Annotated in this window: 19 protein-coding genes and 1 tRNA gene; 13 read left to right on the forward strand and 7 right to left on the reverse strand. The window is 40.4% G+C overall.

Annotated features, from left to right (window positions below):
* Nucleotides 1-95: 95 nt before the first annotated feature.
* The 5 genes from K2W90_04055 to K2W90_04075 are packed head-to-tail and all read left to right on the forward strand — an operon-like array spanning nucleotide 96 to nucleotide 3,837.
* Nucleotides 96-1,604: a phosphotransferase gene (locus tag K2W90_04055; GenBank protein ID MBY0353514.1), complete on the forward strand. Its 1,509-nt coding sequence runs from the start codon at nucleotides 96-98 to the stop codon at nucleotides 1,602-1,604.
* Nucleotides 1,605-1,637: 33 nt separating this feature from the next.
* Nucleotides 1,638-2,048 (forward strand): hypothetical protein, encoded by a 411-nt coding sequence (locus K2W90_04060; protein ID MBY0353515.1) that lies wholly within the window; start codon nucleotides 1,638-1,640, stop codon nucleotides 2,046-2,048.
* Nucleotides 2,045-2,887 (forward strand): hypothetical protein, encoded by an 843-nt coding sequence (locus tag K2W90_04065; protein MBY0353516.1) that lies wholly within the window; start codon nucleotides 2,045-2,047, stop codon nucleotides 2,885-2,887. Before K2W90_04060 ends, K2W90_04065 begins: the two co-directional genes overlap by 4 nt.
* Nucleotides 2,888-2,901: 14 nt before the next feature.
* Nucleotides 2,902-3,261 carry a hypothetical protein gene (locus K2W90_04070; GenBank protein ID MBY0353517.1) on the forward strand — a complete coding sequence of 120 codons (360 nt, stop codon included), beginning with the start codon at nucleotides 2,902-2,904 and terminating at the stop codon, nucleotides 3,259-3,261.
* Between the two features lie 27 nt (nucleotides 3,262-3,288).
* Complete coding sequence (locus tag K2W90_04075; GenBank protein MBY0353518.1) at nucleotides 3,289-3,837, forward strand: hypothetical protein; 549 nt, start codon at nucleotides 3,289-3,291, stop codon at nucleotides 3,835-3,837.
* A gap of 69 nt (nucleotides 3,838-3,906) precedes the next feature.
* Here K2W90_04075 and K2W90_04080 read toward each other — a convergent pair whose 3' ends face one another.
* The 6 genes from K2W90_04080 to K2W90_04105 all read right to left on the reverse strand — a co-directional run bounded on the left by K2W90_04080 (nucleotide 3,907) and on the right by K2W90_04105 (nucleotide 12,490).
* The gene (locus tag K2W90_04080; GenBank protein ID MBY0353519.1) at nucleotides 3,907-6,009 is read right to left on the reverse strand and encodes a Zn-dependent oligopeptidase; all 2,103 of its coding nucleotides are present in this window, start codon (nucleotides 6,007-6,009) and stop codon (nucleotides 3,907-3,909) included.
* A gap of 187 nt (nucleotides 6,010-6,196) precedes the next feature.
* Nucleotides 6,197-8,278, reverse strand: a complete 2,082-nt coding sequence (locus K2W90_04085; protein ID MBY0353520.1) for a hypothetical protein — start codon at nucleotides 8,276-8,278, stop codon at nucleotides 6,197-6,199.
* Nucleotides 8,279-8,296: 18 nt separating this feature from the next.
* On the reverse strand, nucleotides 8,297-9,328 hold the full coding sequence (locus K2W90_04090; GenBank protein ID MBY0353521.1) for a hypothetical protein: 1,032 nt from the start codon (nucleotides 9,326-9,328) through the stop codon (nucleotides 8,297-8,299).
* A 92-nt stretch (nucleotides 9,329-9,420) separates the two neighbouring features.
* Nucleotides 9,421-10,776, reverse strand: coding sequence for a hypothetical protein (locus K2W90_04095; protein ID MBY0353522.1), 1,356 nt, complete (start codon nucleotides 10,774-10,776; stop codon nucleotides 9,421-9,423).
* Between the two features lie 352 nt (nucleotides 10,777-11,128).
* Nucleotides 11,129-11,683, reverse strand: coding sequence for a hypothetical protein (locus K2W90_04100; GenBank protein ID MBY0353523.1), 555 nt, complete (start codon nucleotides 11,681-11,683; stop codon nucleotides 11,129-11,131).
* Between the two features lie 156 nt (nucleotides 11,684-11,839).
* Nucleotides 11,840-12,490: a hypothetical protein gene (locus K2W90_04105; GenBank protein ID MBY0353524.1), complete on the reverse strand. Its 651-nt coding sequence runs from the start codon at nucleotides 12,488-12,490 to the stop codon at nucleotides 11,840-11,842.
* 129 nt (nucleotides 12,491-12,619) lie between these two features.
* Here K2W90_04105 and dnaA point away from each other — a divergent pair, with 129 nt between their 5' ends.
* The 8 genes from dnaA (at nucleotide 12,620) to lpxI (ending at nucleotide 19,461) form a co-directional block, all read left to right on the forward strand.
* Nucleotides 12,620-14,119, forward strand: a complete 1,500-nt coding sequence (gene dnaA / locus K2W90_04110; GenBank protein ID MBY0353525.1) for a chromosomal replication initiator protein DnaA — start codon at nucleotides 12,620-12,622, stop codon at nucleotides 14,117-14,119.
* 37 nt (nucleotides 14,120-14,156) lie between these two features.
* The gene (locus K2W90_04115; protein MBY0353526.1) at nucleotides 14,157-15,350 is read left to right on the forward strand and encodes a hypothetical protein; all 1,194 of its coding nucleotides are present in this window, start codon (nucleotides 14,157-14,159) and stop codon (nucleotides 15,348-15,350) included.
* Between the two features lie 101 nt (nucleotides 15,351-15,451).
* Nucleotides 15,452-16,351 (forward strand): 16S rRNA (cytosine(1402)-N(4))-methyltransferase RsmH, encoded by a 900-nt coding sequence (gene rsmH, locus K2W90_04120; protein MBY0353527.1) that lies wholly within the window; start codon nucleotides 15,452-15,454, stop codon nucleotides 16,349-16,351.
* Nucleotides 16,352-16,494: 143 nt separating this feature from the next.
* Entirely contained in the window at nucleotides 16,495-16,785 is a 291-nt protein-coding gene (spoVG, locus tag K2W90_04125) for a septation regulator SpoVG (protein ID MBY0353528.1), read from the forward strand.
* Nucleotides 16,776-16,850, forward strand: a tRNA-Gln gene (locus tag K2W90_04130). Before spoVG ends, K2W90_04130 begins: the two co-directional genes overlap by 10 nt.
* A gap of 21 nt (nucleotides 16,851-16,871) precedes the next feature.
* Nucleotides 16,872-17,666 (forward strand): hypothetical protein, encoded by a 795-nt coding sequence (locus K2W90_04135; protein MBY0353529.1) that lies wholly within the window; start codon nucleotides 16,872-16,874, stop codon nucleotides 17,664-17,666.
* A 23-nt stretch (nucleotides 17,667-17,689) separates the two neighbouring features.
* Entirely contained in the window at nucleotides 17,690-18,634 is a 945-nt protein-coding gene (locus K2W90_04140) for a Gfo/Idh/MocA family oxidoreductase (protein ID MBY0353530.1), read from the forward strand.
* On the forward strand, nucleotides 18,631-19,461 hold the full coding sequence (gene lpxI, locus K2W90_04145; GenBank protein MBY0353531.1) for a UDP-2,3-diacylglucosamine diphosphatase LpxI: 831 nt from the start codon (nucleotides 18,631-18,633) through the stop codon (nucleotides 19,459-19,461). Before K2W90_04140 ends, lpxI begins: the two co-directional genes overlap by 4 nt.
* Here the strand turns inward: lpxI and K2W90_04150 are convergent.
* Nucleotides 19,441-20,550, reverse strand: a complete 1,110-nt coding sequence (locus tag K2W90_04150; protein MBY0353532.1) for a C40 family peptidase — start codon at nucleotides 20,548-20,550, stop codon at nucleotides 19,441-19,443. The genes lpxI and K2W90_04150 overlap by 21 nt on opposite strands.
* Nucleotides 20,551-20,741 lie beyond the last annotated feature (191 nt).

Genomic DNA, 20,741 nt, shown 5'->3' on the forward strand with positions numbered 1-20,741 from the left:
AAAAAGCCGGTTCTGAATGACCGGCTTTTTTTGTTTTTTTGCTAAATTTAGGTAAGCTGTCCTTTCCTATATTTTTAAATCGGAAATGAATTGACATGAAAAATAGTTACACTGTCAAAAATTTTCTTCCACTCATCATAATTTTTTCTATTATTACTACGGTAACATTACTCAAACAAACCTTATCTCCCTCATTCAGTGTTCATACATTAATGCTTGATTTCATGGGGATATTTTTCGTCACTTTTAGTTTGTTCAAAATAATTAATCTTAAAAATTTTGCACAAGCATACGCAGAGTATGACCTGATAGCAAAACGTTCCAGATCCTATGCATTAGCATATCCATTTATTGAACTTTCCCTGGGAGTTTCATATCTGTTGCGCTGGCAATTAGCGCTGGCTCATTGGGTAACTCTTGTGGTCATGCTTATAAGTGCGGCAGGCGTAGCTTACGCATTGGCACAAAGCAAAAATATAGAATGTGCATGTCTAGGCATGGTATTTAGAGTGCCAATGACTTATGTCACCCTGGGAGAAGATCTATTAATGGTTCTTATGGCCGCAATAATGATCGTTATAACAAGCATATTTAGTCAAATTGAACAAATCTATCCACAATTTCCATGGAAGACATTTCGACAAGCTGTATTATTAAAACACATCGACCCAAAAATCAGCCATGCAAAGATAGAGCTGCTCAAGGGCGGTTTTTCATCAGATGGGCTCTTCAAAGTTCACTTAACTTCTGGTGGTTATGTTCTTAGATTTATGGGAGAAAAACCATTGGAGCAGCGCAAAATAATCAGCCAATCATTTAGGTGGGCAGATATAAATGGTTTTGGCCCTAAGGTTCCGTTAATTGATGAACAAAATTTTTCATTTATTTTAACTGCCTTTGTCATGGGCAGGACACTAACATTGAAAGATACTAAAGATAAAAAAATCCTTAGGATTTTAGGTAATATTTTATCGAAAGTTCATAATACACCTCCCCCCCCAAAAAATTATCAAGAATTTAGCCAATTTACTTTTGGGCAGGCGTGGTACAAAAAAGTTATGGCTGATCAAAACAAAATTTACGGACCTTCAATACTCAAAGAAGCCTATACACACTGGCAAAAAATTAACAATGAAATTTATCAAGCACCATTTAAAAAGGCTATGTTGCATAATGACCTTAATTTAAGGAACATAGTATTGAACAATGATCATATTACTCTTTTGGACTGGGAATTAGCAGGAGTTGAAGATCCTAGAAAAGAAATTGCTCATGTTTGTGCATGGTATGGACTTGATGATGAACTGACAATAACATTTCTGTCTGCTTACTATGGCAGAAGGCCAACAGAAGAGGAATTACTGATCCTAAAAAAACTTAAAACATTAATACTTCTTGAATTTGCCTGGGTAGGTTTATCTTCTTTGAAAGCTGATTTTAATCAAATGATGTGGGATAAAGATTATGAGCAAGCAAGTCCAAAGACTATAGAAGCCTTATCAATCATCCAAATGGAATCAGAAACCAAGCCATCCGACAAAACAACTAGAGAAATTTTTTTAGGATTGGTAAAGCAATTTATGCTTAACGCACAAAATAGTTAGGTTTTTCGATAACTTTTAAGAAGGAGACTTTTTATGAAGACACGTTTTTTTGAAAGAGCTACCAAAGTTTTATCATTGTTTTTTTCCCTCTCAACAATGGTATGCTGCGCATTCCCAGTACTATTTGCATTCTTAGGTTTTGGTGCAGCCTTTTCTGGGTTGATATCTATTTTTCCATTTTTGGTCACTTTAAGCAAATACAAAGCCTGGCTGTTCTTGGTCGGCTTTACCTTTCTTGCTATAAACGGGTATCACGTTTATACGCACCAGAAAACACTATGCCCTACTCCGCTGGGAGCTGGTCATCTTGAGCATACAACCGGTTGTGATATTGCTACAGGATGGAATAAGACATTATTCTGGCTTTCAGCCGGCATGCTTTTCTTTGGCTTCTTTATGGCATATCTCGCCTTTCCATTATTCAAATTTCTAGGGCTTGTATGATAAAGTTGCTAGCAGGCGTCACCATCTTTTTTCTTGTTACTGCGACCAATTTTAGCTCATTATCGGCTCACGAGCCACTTTTTGGATTTGGCCCAGATACCATCAGAAAAGGTGGTTATGCTATTGAAGGTGAATTTGAGTACGAACGAGTTGGCGATGAACGAGAGACTGAAGTTGCCGCTGACATTATGTACGGCGTTACCGAATATTTAGCAGTTTCAGCAACAATACCATTTATTATTAATAAACAAGAACAAGAGAATGGCAAGTGTGAGGCATTCAGGTCAGCAGGACTGGGCAAACTAGAAGCACGTGCAAAATATAGGCTGTATTTTGATTACCAGTACGGAAAAAGAACACAGGTGGTACTTATTGGCGGCATACGCTTTCCAACCGTAGGGCTTAATAAGAACCCAGCACTGGGTAATAGAACTATGGACTTTATTGTTTCCACGGCAGCAGGTTATGAAACATTGCAGGCCAGTTATTTTGGTACAATAACCTACACCATCAACACACGCGGTCATGGCCAGCAAGAAGGTAATGAGTTGAACTTAACCTTATCTGCTGGTTTTAGGCCGGAGCCCATTTCGTACTACAAACTGGACTGGCTTTTTTTTCTGGAATTTGATTTAGTTCACACGGCAAAAGCCAAGATACATCGAAGCAAAGATAATAACTCAGGAGGCTACGTTGCCTTTGTAGGCCCTATTGTTTTTGTATCAAAAGAAAATATATTGTTCAAAGCGGGCATTCAAGCACCAATGTTTGAGCATGTAAATGGCATGCAAGAGAAACATGATTATCGCGTTGCGTTTGGGTTAGATCTTCACTTTTAATTTGAGGAAAAAAGATGAATTTCATAAATAAAAGAGTTGTCATGTTTTTATGTGCTTTGCTAGTTGTTGCACCATTATGTTTTCAAAGCGCTGCCGTAAAGGGAGCTGCTGAAGCAGTGCACAGCGGTATCAAAGAAATAGTTATTAAAGTAAAGGGAATGATTTGTCCCTTTTGTTCCAATGCATTGGAACGGGCGCTCAAGGCGCGGCCGTATATTAAACAAGTTAAAAATATTGACTTGCAAGCAGGCTTGGTTGATTTGCTTATCAAAGATGGAGTTACCATGACACAGCAAGAAATGGAAACTGACCTTGCAACAACCATTAAAGAAGCTACTTTTGCTTATGATGGTGTAGAAAAAGTTATTTCCTAACGTACAAATAAACGGTTGGATAATGATATGAGATTAATTAATGTTTTTGTTTTTTTTACGCTTGGCTTGGGGCTGTTCGCTCAAAACGATAATAATGCGAACGGACCTACTGGGCAGATCACAAGTGCAGAAATGCGTATAAAAGGGCTTGTGGGAACGACATATGTAATAAGCACCGTAAATGCTTTGAAAAAAATACCGCAGGTTGCAGACGTAAGAAATCTTAATGTCGAGCATGGTAGCATGGTTGTTGCATTAAAAAAAGATAACGAGCTGTCGTTCCAAGAGTTGCAAGACAAGCTTTTCAGTGCCATCAAAAGTGGCGGCTGCCTGTGCGATGCCATTGGTAAGGTCAGCATCGAAAGCATGATAAAAAAAGATAGCTATGGTTTTTTTGTAAGTATCGCACATGAAAAGATCTACTTGGGTTTGCTGGCAAAAAAAGCACCTCGACGCCTTTCTAAAAAAATAGAAAAATGGTTCAAGAATGGTTCATGGGTAATTGCTACCGGTCTTTTGCACAAGCATGACAATAACACGCTGGGCATGTCAGACACTATTATTGAAGAGCTTTAGTAAATAAATTTAAGCAATAAAAAAAGCCGGTCATTCAAGACCGGCTTTTTTTATTGCTTAAATTTAAAATTAATTCAAACCAAGATTGTCTAAAAATGCATCTTGCTGTGGCTCTCTACCCAAAAAGTCTTCAAGTAATTCATTGGGGTCTTTGCTACCGCCCGGCGCTAAAATGCACGCAACATACTTTTTGCCCATCTCAGAATTTAAAAGCCCATTTTTTTTAATTTCATAAAAAATATCAAGCGCAAACACTTTGGACCACATATAGCCATAATATTTTGCACCATAACCATTTAAATGACCAAATGATGCATGATGATGAGCCTCTGGCTCAAAGCGCACATTCTTGTTATATTTTAATGCTATTTCTTTGCTCAATGCATCAAGATCTTTGCTTTGACCAGCTTTATAGCAATTGAGCGAAAACAGTGCAAATGCACACTGACGGCGTACAAAAAAACCTGAATCAAACTTTTTAAGTTCGATCTTTTTATCAATCAACTCAGCTGGCAAAGGCTTGCCTGTTTTGTAATGCGAGCTAATATCACTCAGCATGTCCTTTTCATACATCCACTCTTCAAGCATTTGTGAAGGAAGTTCAACAAAATCACGCTTCGTGCTGGTACCAGAACATGATGCTAATTCAGTTCTACCAAGCACTCCGTGCATTGCATGCCCAAATTCATGGAAAAAGGTCTCAACATCACTGTGTTTAAGCAAAGCAGGTGCATCAGTCGTTGCTTTAGGAAAGTTGGCAATAACCACACCAACAGAAGGAATTTCATAGTCGCCACGTTGCACGCCATGAACAAATCCACAATAACACGCATGGCTATATTTGCCTTCGCGTGGATACAAATCAAGATACAAATGCCCAATAAGTTTTCCTGTTGAGTTTTCATAAATTTCAAGAAGTTTTACTTCGTCATGCCACGCCCAGTCTGGCGCTGTCTCTTTAAAGGTAAGCCCCAAAAAGTGCTCATAAATACTCAGCATGCCGGCAAGCGCTTTGTCTACCGGGAAATATTCTGCCAATTCACGTTCATCAAGTTGATAATGCTTTTTTTTGTAAGCATTTTTTACATATGAAACGTCCCACGAGCTAAATTTTCCATCAGCATCAAGCGTAATTTCTGCAGGCAACTCACTCTTTAACAAGTCAAACTCTGCCTGTTCTTTTTTTTCGCTTTTTGCCATTAAATCAACTAAGAACTTTTCCACACGTTCAACTGTTTGCGCCATGCCAGAATGAGTATCAAGAGCAGCATATGATTCATAGCCAAGTAGCTCTGCCAACTCATCGCGATACGCAATCAACTTACCAAGAGATTCGTTATTTTTTGGATATGCTCTGTTTTGAAAGGCAAAGTATAAATCTTTGCGTGTTTTTTCAACCGCACAATTTTGCATAACTTCAGTATACGTAGGGTAGTCGCATCCCAAAACATACTGATCGCCCTTTTTTTCAAGCGCTTCAATAAAGCCGTCACGCAGACCCTGCAAATCATCACGCTCAACTAAAATGGTGCTTTTGTCGGCAGCAATATTAGCATCAAAATCAATACCAACTTGTGCAATCTTTTTCTTAATATCTTTTACTTTTTCAAGCTGATCTGCTGGTAAATCTAAACCAGAGCTATGAAAGTCTTTCATAGCCTCATCAAGATAATAGGTCTCTTGCCGACTCAATGTTTCTACCGCTTCTCGAGTAGCTCGATATTCTTTGAAAGCATGGTAAAGGCGCTGGTCAAAATACAAATCAACACTAAATTTACTGAGTTTAATACTAGCTTCCTGGCAAACATCCCGCATACCTTTTTCAGGATGCACCATGTTCATAATTTCAATAGCTGCTGCACATTGACCAAACTTTTCTTGCGATGCATCAAGCGCATGCATGGTATTGTCAAAGGTTCTTTGCTCTGCAGGAATTGCCAAAATGGCTTCAAATTCACGCCTTGCCTGCTCCATAGCCCTTTGAGCAAAGCTTGTTACTTCAGCTTCATTTTTGGGAAACAATGCACCAAGCTTATAATCACTTTTTGCTACGCTTTTAGCGCGGCCTTGATCGTGTGGCAATGTCATGGTACTTCTATCCTTTGCATTATTGTGGCAACTTAACATTAAAATAGGCAGCATCGCTATGATGCTTACTCGTACAATCTTCATATGAATCTACCTCTTCCTTGCAACAAAAAAAGAACTATTTTTTGATAATTTTTTGATAGTTTATTGTAGCACACTTTTTGTTCTTTCAAAAGAATGAGCAATGAGCAATAGAACGTTAATGCACACCAAAAAAAAGAGCCTCTCTTTCGAGAAGCCCTTTTTTATTAAGATAGTATAACGGTCATTATTAATCTAAATTATCCGATTCTGAAGTAAATTCATGCGACGTGTCTTCGTCATTTGCAGGAGCTTCTTGCTCATCATCACTTGGCCATTCAACAATTGGAGCCGGACCTGAATAACGTTGAGAAACTTCTGGAACCAAATCTGAAGAACCTCGTTGTTTCTTTTCAGCGTCTTGCTCCAAGCCATTGTTTCTATCACGCTTAATGCGCAACTCTTGTTGCTTGTGTGGCGCTTGAACAGTTGGCATTGCAGCAGGCTCTTGGTCCAAAGCTCCAACATTATACAACGCCCGAGGAATTGTTCTTAAGCTGGTAAACTCAGCCAAAAAGCTGGCTACCCGATCAAGCTTCATGCCTGGCGCAATGAATGGTCGTGAAGATTTCACATAAAAAAGAAGGTACGGCGCCGTGGTATAATTATGCGATCGACCACTACGAAATTTTAATGTCAAATCAGCTGAAGCTAAATGTTGTACATGTGGCAAGGCTAAATCGCACACTTGCTCATCATTATAATAATACCACTTATAATTTTCATACGAACGTGCAGCGGCAACATAATGCCCAAATTGAAGACTACCTGTCTGGTTTACCACCGCGACCAAGTTATAATATGCTCCGTGGGCAAGACTTGGATCAGCAACATAGTCACTCAAATCAAGCCCATTCACCGGAAAGGTAACGCGTGCATTATTGCGTAAACCAGGCGCCTCAAATCTTTTAAGTTGAATCATGAGAACTTCTGGCAATTGGGTAGCGCGCACGGCACCCAATGGACGCTCATTAAAATAACCCGTCAAAAGATCTTGCAATCTAACCTTGGTTGTGGTTTTTTCTGGAAGAGCAACCGACAAAGCCGATTCAGACGCACCGTCGGTCATTTTTACAGCAAATATATCTTGCACGCGTCTCTTTTTTTCAACAAGACTGTTTACATGGTGCACAAGTGGCTGCCAATTACAAGCACGCACATAAGTTTCTAATTGCTCAATCTGCGAAGAACTAATAATTGTTTCAACATGTTGAGCACTTATCCCGCTCAGCTTGTCGTAGATAAAATAAAAATAATCGTCAACGTCTGGCATCAAGGCCCACAATGCTGGTATTGCATCTTCGTTGCTGTCTAGTGCATTGTAAATCAATTTTCCAACGATAATTTTTCTTGCTTCCCACCCTTGAGCGCCTTCTCTGTTAAACTTAAAAAATGAAAAAACAGCATCTTTCACTTTTTTAATTAAATTTTCTATGATAGTTGGCCTAGTAATATTTTTGAAAGTTCTCAATGTTTTTATCAACCCAATAAATTTTTCTGGCGTCATTACATTGCTTTCAAGAATGTTGCGACATAAAACATAACGAGATCGATTATCACCAGCCGCCATGGCACTATCCGCAAGCCTTAAACATAGGTCTTGAAAAGCAACAGCGTCACCGCTGTTAATTGCTTGTACACATTCATTTTCTAACAACTCTGTTTTTATAGCACTCAATACACCACAAAAACGCGCAACAATAGATTCTTGCGTATATTCATTACCCAAGGGCAATCTATTAAAAAAACGCGTTATAATGGTATCAATAAATTGCGTACTATCACTCCCTGGAGCAAGCCCAAGCAACCATTGCCTAAATTGTGTTGTAATATCTTCTTTTGCATTTTCTAAATCAACAAAATTTTCGCTCAACTGATCAATAAGATATGATACAAATTCTTGCGCATCTTGATGTCCTGTACACATAGCTTGTATTGAACTTCCATCAGCACAAAGACGTTGACGCAAAACTTTTGGATTAATTGATTCAGGGCTTTGGGCCATTGCTGCAATATGATTAATCAACAACGTTGGCGGCGATGGCTGACGGTAAACATTATGATCATCAGCCCACTCAAGATAGTCGCGCAGCGGCTTTGAATGGAAAAGCGCCTGTACTGTTGAATTTAAAAAGCAATCGCTGCCATTGTTCAAAGCGCCGTGGTTTGGCTTTGGTTGTGGCATTGGCACGGCTGTTGCAGCAGCGTTAACAGCACCTGCAAGAGTTACAGCTAATGCTACACCAAGAAAAATTTTATTAATTGCGTTCATGATAACCTCCATGAAACTTTATAACGTTATACTATCAAATTTAATTATATAGGTACCGGAAGGAATATCACGCAGACTCTCTAATGAGTCATTCGGAAATAATTCGTTCGTATCGTTTGAACAACGCTCTCTGTCTGCAAGTACCCGAACTAGCAAACGATCTATTTTTTGATCACTATCATCTGAATCACTAGAATCTGATTCTGATAAAATTATTTGATCATCAAAAAGTTGAGGCTCTTCAACAGGCGGCCCAAGAAGCACTGTAGGTTCAGAAACTAAATCAGAACCTTCCTGAAGAACCGGCAACAATAATGGTAGTTGCTCGTCCTCGGCGCTTTTTTCTTGCTCTGTTAATGCTGGCAATGTTACCGACGGTGATGTTTGTTGCAAAAAGAAATCAGAAAATTTAGGTGCATCATCAACGGGTAAATTTGAAGATGATGATGATGGTAGCAACGGTAATGGCAACACGGCATTCCCAATAGCGCCATCAAACAAAGAAGACCCTGGTAATTCTGCCAATTCTTCAACAGAACCAAAATCTTGTTCTTCATCTGATTCACTACGTTCTTGCTCAAGAGAAGTACCGTGCGAAACAAAAGTATTGAAAGGTTGACGACGTACAAGTTTATTAAAAACATACGTAACACCATTTACCGTAATTTTTACCATGCCTTTGCCCGCATAATAAACCAAAGGCAAAGCCATTAAAATTTGTGAGGCTGAGTAAAAAGCACTGTGATCGCTCAAAGCTCCACCGGCAATAGCAGCATCAAGTGCAAGCCCTGTAGCAAAAAGACCACCCATTATCTTTTTTCGATCAAACAATGAAGCAGCTTGAGTTGTTCGCACTTCAGACGTTTTGGCGTCATGTGAACGATTTGTTCTTTGAGTCTTATTTGTTGTTGAAACGTGTGGAGCAGTATTATGCCTGCCTCGCTTGCTGCGTGTGTCTGGTTGCCTAGAAGACGCAGCTGCGTGAGTATCAACACTTATCGCAGTAGCTATAAAAACTGCAGAAAGTATAATTTTATTAAACGTGTTCATGGTAACCTCCACTGAACTTCTTAAACAATCTTTCTAGGAAAAAAGGGGCCTTTTCAGACCCCTTTTTATAAACTAATTACTTCTGAGTAAGATTACGAAATTACGCAACCCGCGTCACGAACTCTCTTTGCAGTATTTATTACTGGTCGTTGTACAGATTCTGGAAGAAGAGCCCATACAAAACCTGTACAGGCAAGAACCTGACCAGCGGTAAGAGCAGCTACAACTGGAGCACTAACTACAAGCCCGTAAGCAGAAAGAAGTCCCATCGCCACGTCATATGTAACTGCAGACGCTATAAGAGTACCCCTTACAATAAGGTTATAACCACCTTCAGTTCTTTCAATAGTAGCAACAACTTCCTCTTCATCTTCTTCTGAATCACTTGGACCAGCTGGAAGAGGATCAGAAATACCACGTGGAATTTCTGTGAATGGCAAACTATATCCGCCACAAGAAATTGGGCTGCTGTTTGAGCTTGAGCTGCTGCTTGAGCTTGATGAGCTTGAGCTGCTTGGAGTTGATGGTTCTTCTGACATTGGACAATAATAATTCAAGGCATCGCCTTCTTCTGGAAATTCCACAATTGGTCTAGCAGTCATACTACGTTGTTGTTTTGGAGCCGGTGCGTTATTTTCTGATGAACCAAACATGAGGTTTTCCAAAGCTTTTCTTTGTGCTTCAATTTCAGGATGATATTCTAACAAGTTTTGTTGGTCAAGAACATCATCTTGTGAAGTGCCAAGAAGAACAACTGGATAAGCTTGAGTAAGTGAATACGGAACCAATTGTCCATCAACAGGATTCAAAGCTAGATTAAGATCGTCTTGAATAATATCTGTCAATGCGTAAGGGTTGGCACCCAAAGCAGCATGGCCAGCAGTAACATTACGATAATCAAGTACAATATCAATAAGCGCATTACCAGTTACCGTAGCATGTTGTTGTTGCGCTGGATCCAATTGAGCAAACAATGGAGCCAATTCAACCGCTGGCGCCTTGCCCATAAGGAAAGCCAAACCTGCGCGATAAGCAGCTATGCGATATGCACGCAAAGCGTGGTCTGCATAAGCAGCATTGTAAGGAATAAGAGTACCTGATTGAGCTACTTGTTCTTGTGGCAACATTTCAGCTATATCGCGAATCATGTCGTTAAGATAACGATGCTTGTTAGCTAACAAACGAGCTTCGCCCTTCTTTGCATTAACCGTTCTTGTGACAAAAGTTTTAAGTCTTGCAGCATATTCTGGAGTAATCAAATCATCTTGCGCCATTTGGGTAAGAATAGCTTTAATAGCATTAGCTTTAGCACGAACATTGTTTTCGTTCATAGCTGCCTGAAGCTGCTCAGCTTGCTCAACGTCTGAAGTTGCAGCTGCATAAATACCAAAATTAAAAATCGTTGATGCCAAAACAGCACCTAAAAGGATTCTACGTACATTCTTCATCTGAACCTCCGTGGGTTTGATAAAAATTAATAACAAATACCTGGAAAGCAACCACCGTGGTTAACCAAGCGTGTACAAAACAAAGGGTGTATAACCTTCCATTTAGTACCAGACAATCCGGTACTTATAACCTCGCATTTTAGATAAGACTTTCAACCAAGAAAGCACTTACCTTACAACTAGCATAATTTATAGAGACCAACTTGTCAAACGCAAAAAACAGCACTTTTTATTGGTTTTAAAAGGCTTTTTTAAGCTGCATAAGATTGATACCTAAGACCAATTATTACAAATATATAATTTTATTGCCCATTTGTCAAACGCCCCAGAAAGGGACATTTTAGATCTTTTTTTAGCTAAAAAAGCGGGTTTTTATTTGATCTTCAAGGTTCTCTTCAGTCAAGAAACCTTGAATAATGGGAGCAGGCAAGTGAAGGTTGCCCTTAAAAAAGAAGACAAAAACGGGCATATTCATCTGCCGAATATGCAACATAGCCATCAAATTAAAGACTATGTGGTAGTTTTCTTTATTGGTATCTTGCTCGCTGAGCAGGTCCATAGAAGCAAATTTAACGCGTGAATTAAACTTTTCGGCCACTTTTTGAAAAACAGGTATCATCTTTTTAGACTCTGAGCTCTTATTTGAATAAATCTTAAGTACCACCGGCTGCTCAAGGCTGGCCTTTAAAACCTCCGCCTGGTAAGCCTGCAAGCCTTCAATGGCCACAACCGCGCTGTCAGACTTGTCTGGTTTTTTTTCAAAAGCAGCCGGAGCAGGCTTTTCAGCAAAAACGTCGCTGGTAGCTCGTTCGTTAATCACCAATCGCTCGTCTGCCTGATAGCCCATCACCTGCCCAAAACTGCCCCAAAATAACAAAAATACGCCCAAATAGATGTGAATGATCATCCCCCGCCCTTTCCCAATCTTTTCCCCAAAAGATCTTCATGCTCATAAGCATTATCATTATTAGATTAATCAAGCGGGGGCAGGCATAGCAAACATATAAAGAACTTGAATAAATTAGGTTACTAGGCTTCAAAAATGCCTCTTAACTGGCTTTTTTTAAACCAACAAACCCAACTGCCCAGACAAATACTGCGCACCCTCATGCCCCGGCTCTAAAAAAAGAACGGTTTTTAGCTGATTTTTAGTCAGACCAGGCTCGTTTAACTGGTTGGCAATCAGGGCCAAAAAATAATGAGCATCAATATAACTGGGCGCCAAAGCAGTTGCCTGCATTAAAAGTTTTTTGGCACGTTCAGAGTCACCCCGCGCTCCAAACACCCTGGCCTGGTTGACCAGTGCCACTTCAGGGGTTAGGTAATGCCGGTCATTTTCAAGCTGCTGCCAAATGCCCAGCGCCTCCGACTCTTTACCGGTTTGTGCCAACGCACAGGCATAATTATTCATAATTTCGGCATGCAAGACCTGGTCTTTGCAGGCAGCCAAAGCCTGCTTAAACAACAAAAGACTTTCTTGCTCGTGCTGCAACGAAAATAAGATAGTGGCTTTCAAGGCCATATAACGAGGATTTTGGTCATTTTTTAATGCTTTTTCAACCAAGGTAAGGGCTTTTTTTAGTGAGTTAGGTGCCGCCTCAGAAATCTCAATCAAGGCCAATTTATAATCGATTTGGGCCGTTTTTACGGTATTCTTTTTTTTTGCACAACCTGACAGGGCAAGACAAATAAATAAATAGCTACATCGTTTCATGATCTTCTCAACTTCCTCGTACTTTGGCGTTATAATACCTAAAATTTAACTTTTCTGGTATGCTAGGCACCATGGAGCTTATGCTTTAGTTTTTAGCATTCTTAAAGTAAAAAAACAAAGAGGCTTTTTGTGCAGGTCATTTGGGACGAATTTTTAAAAATCATAAAAGAAGAGGCTGGTAGCCAAATTGTTGAAACCTGGTTTAAGGCTGTTATTCTGCAAGACTGGAACCCAACCACACAACAGGTTATTTTGAAGGCTCCCAACCAATTTGTACGCACGTGGATTCAAGAGCACTATGAGCCCCTGCTTAAAATGCACCTGGGCAGGCTTTTGCATGCACATCATTTAAAGATATTCTTTACCTGCAAAGACTCTGCCCCTACCGACGAGCGCAAAGAAACTATCATACCCGCAGCGGTAGACAAGCGCGAAAATAGTACTTTTTTGTCATATTTAAGCGGACTACACAACCAAAAGGCCCACTACACTCAACCAGCTCCCACACAACAAGCAACGCAAACTTCAGCGATCACCGTACAACAAACAGGCCCTGCAACCAGTACCGACCTTATTATTAAAGAACGCAAAAAAATTAAACAAGCCCTGGACAACCTCAACGAAAACTATACCTTCGAGTCGTTTGTGGTTGGGCCCAGCAACTCACTGGCACACGCCGCAGCCTTTGCTATTTGCGAAAACCTGGGCAAAGTTTACAACCCCTGCTTTATTTATGGCGGTACCGGCCTTGGTAAAACGCACCTGCTGCACGCAATTGGCAACGAGGTACGCCGGCGCAACCCCGCCTCGCTAGTGCGCTATGAAACGTCGGACCACTTTATTAATGAATTTATCAACTCAATCAGGTTTGACCGCTCCCACCAATTTCGCGAAAAGTATCTCAAAATCGATCTTTTATTAGTCGACGACATCCAATTTTTGTCAAACAAAGAACAAACACAAGAAATGTTCTTTCATATTTTTAATGCGCTGTACGAAAAAAATAAACAAATTATTTTGTCCAGCGACACCTTTCCTAAAGAAATTAAGGGGCTACAAAGCCGCATTAAATCACGCATGGAATGGGGCCTGGTGGCCGACATTCAAACGCCCGACCTTGAAACCAAAATTGCTATCTTGAAAAAAAAGGCCTTCTGCCACGCTATTGAGCTACCCGACGATGTAGCCGACTTTATTGCTTCACGCGTACAATCTAATATTCGCGAACTTGAAGGAGCTTTAATACGTGTTAGCGCTTTTGCAGGGCTTATCAACAAACCCATTTGCCTAGAAATGGCACGCAAAGTTTTGCTTAATTTAAATGAAAAGAAAAAAGAAGGCATAGTCCTTGATAATATTATGAAGGTTATTGCCAAAGATTATGATGTTTCAGTCAACGACATAAAATCAAAAAAACGACTAAAAAATATTGCCAACGCACGCCAAATTGCTTTTTATTTAATGAAAAAATTAAGCCATTGCTCGCTACAATCAATTGGCAGCTTTATTGGCGGACGTGATCACTCAACGGTAATTCATGCCATTAACAAAGTTGAAGACTCCTTGGCAAAAGATACTGCTTTCAAAAAAAAGCTTCAAACGCTTGAACAAAAAATACTAATGTATTAAACCAAAGTTGAGCTGATCAAAAAAGGGAGAAATTATCATGAATGTTTCACGTTTAACTGTTTTTATGGTGCTGACGTGCCTGGCACTCACACCCTGCTGTCGTAAGCGCCAACAATTTGAATATGCAAAAAAAAATAAACTTAGTCGAAGAAAAGTAGAAACAGCACCAGCAACGCCGCCAACCGCAACAGAGGGCGTAACTGCAGTACTTGAGCCAACAACAGAAATGGCAATGCTCGACTTTACCAAAACGCCAACGCTCATTAAAAAAAGCCCTGAAAAAGAAGTGCCAATAGAACAACCAAGTATGCCAACACTCGACCACTTTTTAACAACAACACACCAAACCAAAGAAAAAATAACGCCGAAAAAAACGCTAGAAAACGACCCAATGTCGCTCGACTTTGACGTTGAAAACCAAACGGGCAAAACCGTGTATACCAGCTGCTTTGTTTATATGAGAAAAAATGTATTTTCTCGCTGGCGCTGGTTTAAAACCGAGGTTTACAAGATTGATGATAACCAATCTGCTACCGTAAAAATTGAAACAGTTGCCGACCAAGACGATCGTCAACACGTTTTTGGCATGCTAGGTGTTTTTAACACGCAACTGGAAGCAGAAGAAGCTACGTACGAATTAACCAACGAACGCCATATTTTAGATCTTGATTTGCTCGCCAAGCTTGACGGCAAAAAAGTCACTATTACTGTTGAGCAATATGGGTTTAAAGAGCCTTTTTATGATTACGATTTTGTAAAAAAAAACGAAGCACGTAAAGATGTACCCGAGCTCGACTTTTATGTTTTAAACAACACAGGGAAGTCACTGTACGTTTGCGGTTTTATTTATGAAAAAAAAGCCAAAGGTAAATGGATTGCCGCCATTGAAGACAAAGACGACATGAGCATATGGCGTTTTGACAAAACTGAAGTATTACTAGTAAAACCTAATGAAAAGGTATTTATAGACGTTGATACCATTTTATCAGAACGCGACCGAACCTACGTTCGTGGCTATTTGGCCGTTTTTGAAGAAGACGAGCATCAACAAGCCCTGGAAGCAACGTTTGAGCTTTTAGAGTCAAAAAACAAACTCAATCTGGGCGATTTAGTTAAAATTAGGCAAAAAACGGTAGTCTTAGATATTAAGCGCTATGGCATTAGTAACGACTTTATTCAGTACACGGTCAAGCCAATTCGACGTATTGATATGACAAAAATTCCAAAATAACGTATACTTGTCCTGTTCACGCTTGGTAGCCCTGTAGGTCTACCAAGCATATATTTTGCATAAAATCTTGTTAACACTTTCACCAAAATTATATGAATATCATGGAAACAAAAACCAGCACTCCAACAACACATAAAAGTGTTTTAGTTCAAGAAGTTATCCAGTACCTCAACCCACAACCTGGCAAAGTTTATGTGGATGCAACGTTTGGCGGCGGCGGACACAGTCGCGCCATTTTAGATCATGAGCCACAATGCAGTGTAATTGGTATAGATTGGGACGAAGATAGTATCACACGGCACGCTCCTGCCCTTGAAGAAGAGTATGGCGACCGTCTCAAAATTTTGTGGGGTAACTTTGCTAACTTGCACAGACTTTTGAAAAAAGAAAAAATTGACCGCGTTGACGGCATCTTGGCAGACTTTGGTACATCGCAATACCAAATTTTTGAAAAAGAAGGTTTCTCATTTCGCGTAGACACGCCCCTAGACATGCGCATGTCAGCAGCACATCAACGCCTTACCGCTGCAGATGTAGTGAATCATTTTAACGAACAAGCTCTTTCAAAAATACTCTGGGAACTTGGCGAAGAACGTGGATCACGTAAAATTGCTCATGCTATTATTGAAGCACGCAAAACTAATCTCTTCAAAACATCTGGGCAACTGGCACAGCTGATTGAAAAAGTTATACCATTTCACGGCCCTCGCGCTATTCATCCTGCAACAAAAACATTTCAAGCATTGCGCATTTTTGTTAACAAAGAACTAGAAAATATTAAGCTCTTTCTGCCTACCGCCGTAGGTTGCTTAAATGCAGGCGCACCACTTGTTTGCATTAGTTTTCATTCTCTAGAAGATCGCTTAGTAAAAACATTTTTCCGTGAAAAGAACCATCAGCTCACCACATTAACACCAAAACCCGTGCAAGCATCCGAGGAAGAAATCAAGCAAAATCCATCATCCAGATCCGCAAAGCTGCGCGCAGCTACAAAAATATAGAAAAAGTAGCATAAATTTGTTGACAAAGATTCATACTACCTTTAAATTTAGGCACGTAATGACCCAGAGTAGTGTGAAAAGGTGTTTTTCAAAGTGCTAAGATGTGCCCAAGTGCAGCTTAGTTGCTAACAAAGGGATTGTCGATGGAAATTACAGAAATAAAGGTTTATCCAGCAAACGAAGGCAAGCTTAAGGCATATGCCACTATGGTTTTCGATGGTTGCTTTATTGTTCGCGATATGAAGATTATACAAAGCGATAAGGGGCTGTTTGTTTCCATGCCTTCCCGCAGAAAAAAAGATGGATCTTTTAAAGATATCGTTCATCCACTTAATGCTGAAACACGAACTTTAATTGAACAAAGAGTAATTGAAGAGTATAATAAGATTGCTTCGGCATCTGATTATCAGGAAAATTCTAACATTGGGGCGTAGCCAAGTGGTACGGCAGCGGATTTTGGTTCCGCCACGCGGAGGTTCGAATCCTCCCGCCCCAACCATAAGTTGCCGCTTATAAATCTATGGAAAATCTCGATCATAAAGCTTCCTCTTTGCAGGAAGCTTTATTTATTTCAAATCAAACGTACATTCATCCAACAGCAATTGTTGACAAAACAGTTCAGCTTGACCATGGCGTCAAAATTGGGCCCTTTTGCATTGTTACCGGCAACGTTACTATTGAAGCTAATACGCGTCTCTACGCAAACGTTTCAATTGGTATGCCAGCAGAAGATGTTAACATCAAACAAAGCTTAGGCTCAGTTCACATCAAAAAGAATTGTGAGATTCGCGAATTTGCAACCATTCATGCCTCAAAGTACCCTCATGGTACAACAACCATTGGTAACAACTGTTATATCATGAACTATGCACACATTTCGCACGATGCAACACTTGAAGATAATGTCATTTTAATTAACGGCGTAAGCCTTGGTGGACATACCTACATTGAACAGAATGTGATGGTGATGGCGCACGCCGCTACGCACCAATTTTGCCGCATTGGCAAGTTTAGTGCGCTGGCACCCTTTAGCGGTATTCGACAAGATTTACCGCCTTTTTGTTTATTTAGCGGAGGCCCTGCAGCCTTTGCTGGTCTAAACCGTGTTGCCTTACGGCGTGCCGGTTTTTCTGCAGAAAGCATTAATAACATTAAAGCTGTAACACGTCTTTTTTATCAAGAAAAGTTGCTGCTCGAAGATATCGAAAAGAAATTAGCGCACGAAGCCTGGGGCACAGACCCGCAGGTACAAGCATTTCTTAACTTTGTTCGAACGAGTCAGCGTGGTGTATCTCGACGATCATTAGAAAAATAAGCACACGAGAGGATAGCGTCATCATGATCAACGTAGGGATTATTGGACTTGGCCACATGGGGGGTTATCATGCCTCAGTTTGTTCGTTACTTACCCATGTTAACCTTGTTGGCATTGCGGACCCCGATACAAAAAATTGGGCAAAAATAAAAAATCAGCACACCATCAAAACAACCAATTATCATGATTGGATTGAACTTGTTGATGCGGTTATTATTGCTGTTCCAACAGATTTTCATTATTCTATCGCAAAAGATTGCCTCTTGCGCGGTAAGCATGTGTTTATTGAAAAGCCATTAACTAAAAGCATTGAAGAAGCAGAAGAGCTTTTTTCTTTGGCATACAAATCTAACTTGGCGCTTCATGTTGGCCATGTTGAACGCTTTAATGGCGCGGTGCAAGAATTGAAAAAAATTATCGACAAGCCATTCTTAATTGAAAGTCACCGCATGGGCCCTTTTCAGCCACGCGTGCAAGGCGATAGTTTAATTCTTGATCTCATGATTCACGATCTTGATATTATTTTAAATTTGGTAAACTCACCGGTAAAAAAACTACATACACACGGCAGCACCTTCCATACCTCTTCGTGTGATTTGGCAACCGTACAAATCCAATTTGAAAACGGCGTTATTGCCAACCTGGTTTCAAGCCGCGTATCACAAATAAAAAAAAGAACGATGGAAATCCATCAAGAAAAATCCTACATCTTACTCGACTTTACCACACAAGATATTGCAATTCACCGCCACGCAAGCTCAAGCGTGCATGTAGGTTCTGATGCACTTAAGTACAAACAAGAATCAATGATCGAGCATCTCTTTGTCTACAAAGATAACCCGCTCAAGCTTGAAGTTGAGTATTTTGTAAACGCCATCAGAGAGAAGCAAAACTTGTTTAACCCCGAGCAAGACTTAAGCGCGTTAAACATTACGTTTGATATCGAAAGACAATTGGGAATTCGGTGATCGCATTGATTGCAGGCACGGGTTCTTTGCCGCTAGAAGCCTGTAAAGCGCTACGCGCACAACAAAAAGATTTTTTTGTTGTATCACTCTTTCCTGAAGACAATTTATCTGAATTACAACAGGCAACAGAGAGCAAGGCTGACATTATTTGTCAGCCTTGCTACAAAGCTGGCGCTATTATAAACCTGCTCAAAGAACGCAAGACTGAAAAAATCTTGATGATTGGCAAGGTAGACAAGCGCACGCTCCTGAAAAAAATTTCTCTCGATTGGTTTGCAATCAAAATTCTTGCCTCATTACTTTATAAAAACGATGCATCAATTATGCAGCGAATTGTAGACGAACTGTCACACCAAGGCATGGACGTTATACAACAAGACGACGTGCTGGGCGCTCTTTTGGTTGAACCTGGTATTCTTACCGGCACGCTCACACCAGAACTGGAAACTAATATTGAGCTGGGCATGCAAACCGCTAAGCACCTTTCACTGTGCGACATTGGCCAAACAGTTGTGGTAAAAGATAAGATGGTTTTGGCTGTTGAAGCTATTGAAGGAACCGATGAATGTATTAAGCGCGGTGTAGCTTTAGGAACAAGTAATGTTGTAGTCTGTAAAGCTGCTCACCCAAACCAAAACAAGCGCTTCGATTTACCAACACTGGGCCCTACATCACTTGCTTGGTTAAAAAAGGGAGATGTCAAAGCTATTGCCTGGCTCTCTACTCACACGTTTATTGCCCAGCAGCAACAATTTATTCAAAAAGCTCGTGAGCTTGGCATCACACTTATTTCTGTAGCCGATAAATTACCGATAAATTGCCGATAAATTACTTAGTTGCCGATAATCAGCCGATAAATAATCAAAACGTGCTTTACGCGAAGCATTTCGTAGGCGCTGCGCCCAGTCTGGCGAAGACAAATAAGAACGAAAATAAACGTAAAAACGTTCAAGCCGCTGGCCATCTTTAATCGTTTTTAATGGTTGCAAACTTATGCGCTCTTTGGCAGATATCAAACGAGCACGATACGGAAACGGATTGCGCGACCAGGTAACTTCTGCCACCATGCTATTACCAACATACATAACCACATGACACGGATTGTAACGCTCTTTAAAACGCGCAAACATAATTAAATCACCCGGCTGCAACTGATCACCATTAATTCGCATACCACTCATGCATTGATCATACACGTAAAACGGAATATCCAAGCCGTTGGCGCGATACGCCAAGCTTACTAAACCACAGCAGCTCATGCCGGTCAGCATACTCTCATCATGTGCCGAGCGACCATAACGACAAAAGGGCACACCTAAAAATTTTTTTGCTGAAGCAACAATGTTGGCACGCAACTGGTCAACAGATTCACTCACCACACGGGTACTTTGGTATACATCACTACGTTGTATCATGCCCACGCGTGCGTTGGGCAGCACAACCGCCCACCAGAAATCGTTTAGTTTAAAGCCCCGCAGTTTGCTGCCAAGCGAAAGACGTATCACTTCACGACTTTGCACACGTGGCTCTTCAAACACGCTTGCCCACTGCTGGCACACAACCAAGTGCACGGCGGCAATTGGCTCAGTCACCGCCACAGCCTGATCTTTTTGAATCCAGCCGCTATCACTAACCCATTGAGCTTTTTTTTGATCATAAACTTTTTGTTCAGCAAGCTGAACATGATACCAATTGTCCACTTCATCGGTTACTACTACGCGCTCGCCCAACAGCAATTGGCATTTATGCCCCGGATCATCTTCTTCATAAACAACTGTTTTAAGCAATAAATCACCACGTTCTGGCTTTGTGCGCACATTAGCAATGGGAACTGAAATGGTCATAGTTTCTGGCAGCGCACACAACGTGTGTACACTGACAATAAACAACATAATAACATATGAAATCTTCATCATAACAAGCTACTCCAAAAAAAATTTTGCAGCACTAAGAATATCGCCGATTATTATTCTTTACAAACAAAAAAGATAGGATATAGTTCGTTGATAAAAATTAAAACTTCTTTTGATTACACAAAAAGGAACTTTAGTGAAACAATATCTTGTTCTCGGTCTCTTGCTCAGCTTAAACGGTACAACGTGGGCAA

Source organism: Candidatus Babeliales bacterium, from assembly GCA_019749895.1.
Taxonomy (GTDB): Bacteria; Babelota; Babeliae; order Babelales; family RVW-14; genus AaIE-18.

Bases quoted from the DNA above. Each gene is read 5' to 3' on its own strand.
- K2W90_04055 (MBY0353514.1), top strand. From the start codon at position 96: ATGAAAAATAGTTACACTGTCAAAAATTTTCTTCCACTCATCATAATT.
- K2W90_04060 (MBY0353515.1), top strand. From the start codon at position 1,638: ATGAAGACACGTTTTTTTGAAAGAGCTACCAAAGTTTTATCATTGTTT.
- K2W90_04065 (MBY0353516.1), top strand. From the start codon at position 2,045: ATGATAAAGTTGCTAGCAGGCGTCACCATCTTTTTTCTTGTTACTGCG.
- K2W90_04070 (MBY0353517.1), top strand. From the start codon at position 2,902: ATGAATTTCATAAATAAAAGAGTTGTCATGTTTTTATGTGCTTTGCTA.
- K2W90_04075 (MBY0353518.1), top strand. From the start codon at position 3,289: ATGAGATTAATTAATGTTTTTGTTTTTTTTACGCTTGGCTTGGGGCTG.
- K2W90_04080 (MBY0353519.1), bottom strand. From the start codon at position 6,009: ATGAAGATTGTACGAGTAAGCATCATAGCGATGCTGCCTATTTTAATG.
- K2W90_04085 (MBY0353520.1), bottom strand. From the start codon at position 8,278: ATGAACGCAATTAATAAAATTTTTCTTGGTGTAGCATTAGCTGTAACT.
- K2W90_04090 (MBY0353521.1), bottom strand. From the start codon at position 9,328: ATGAACACGTTTAATAAAATTATACTTTCTGCAGTTTTTATAGCTACT.
- K2W90_04095 (MBY0353522.1), bottom strand. From the start codon at position 10,776: ATGAAGAATGTACGTAGAATCCTTTTAGGTGCTGTTTTGGCATCAACG.
- K2W90_04100 (MBY0353523.1), bottom strand. From the start codon at position 11,683: ATGATCATTCACATCTATTTGGGCGTATTTTTGTTATTTTGGGGCAGT.
- K2W90_04105 (MBY0353524.1), bottom strand. From the start codon at position 12,490: ATGAAACGATGTAGCTATTTATTTATTTGTCTTGCCCTGTCAGGTTGT.
- K2W90_04115 (MBY0353526.1), top strand. From the start codon at position 14,157: ATGAATGTTTCACGTTTAACTGTTTTTATGGTGCTGACGTGCCTGGCA.
- rsmH (MBY0353527.1), top strand. From the start codon at position 15,452: ATGGAAACAAAAACCAGCACTCCAACAACACATAAAAGTGTTTTAGTT.
- spoVG (MBY0353528.1), top strand. From the start codon at position 16,495: ATGGAAATTACAGAAATAAAGGTTTATCCAGCAAACGAAGGCAAGCTT.
- K2W90_04135 (MBY0353529.1), top strand. From the start codon at position 16,872: ATGGAAAATCTCGATCATAAAGCTTCCTCTTTGCAGGAAGCTTTATTT.
- K2W90_04140 (MBY0353530.1), top strand. From the start codon at position 17,690: ATGATCAACGTAGGGATTATTGGACTTGGCCACATGGGGGGTTATCAT.
- K2W90_04150 (MBY0353532.1), bottom strand. From the start codon at position 20,550: ATGATGAAGATTTCATATGTTATTATGTTGTTTATTGTCAGTGTACAC.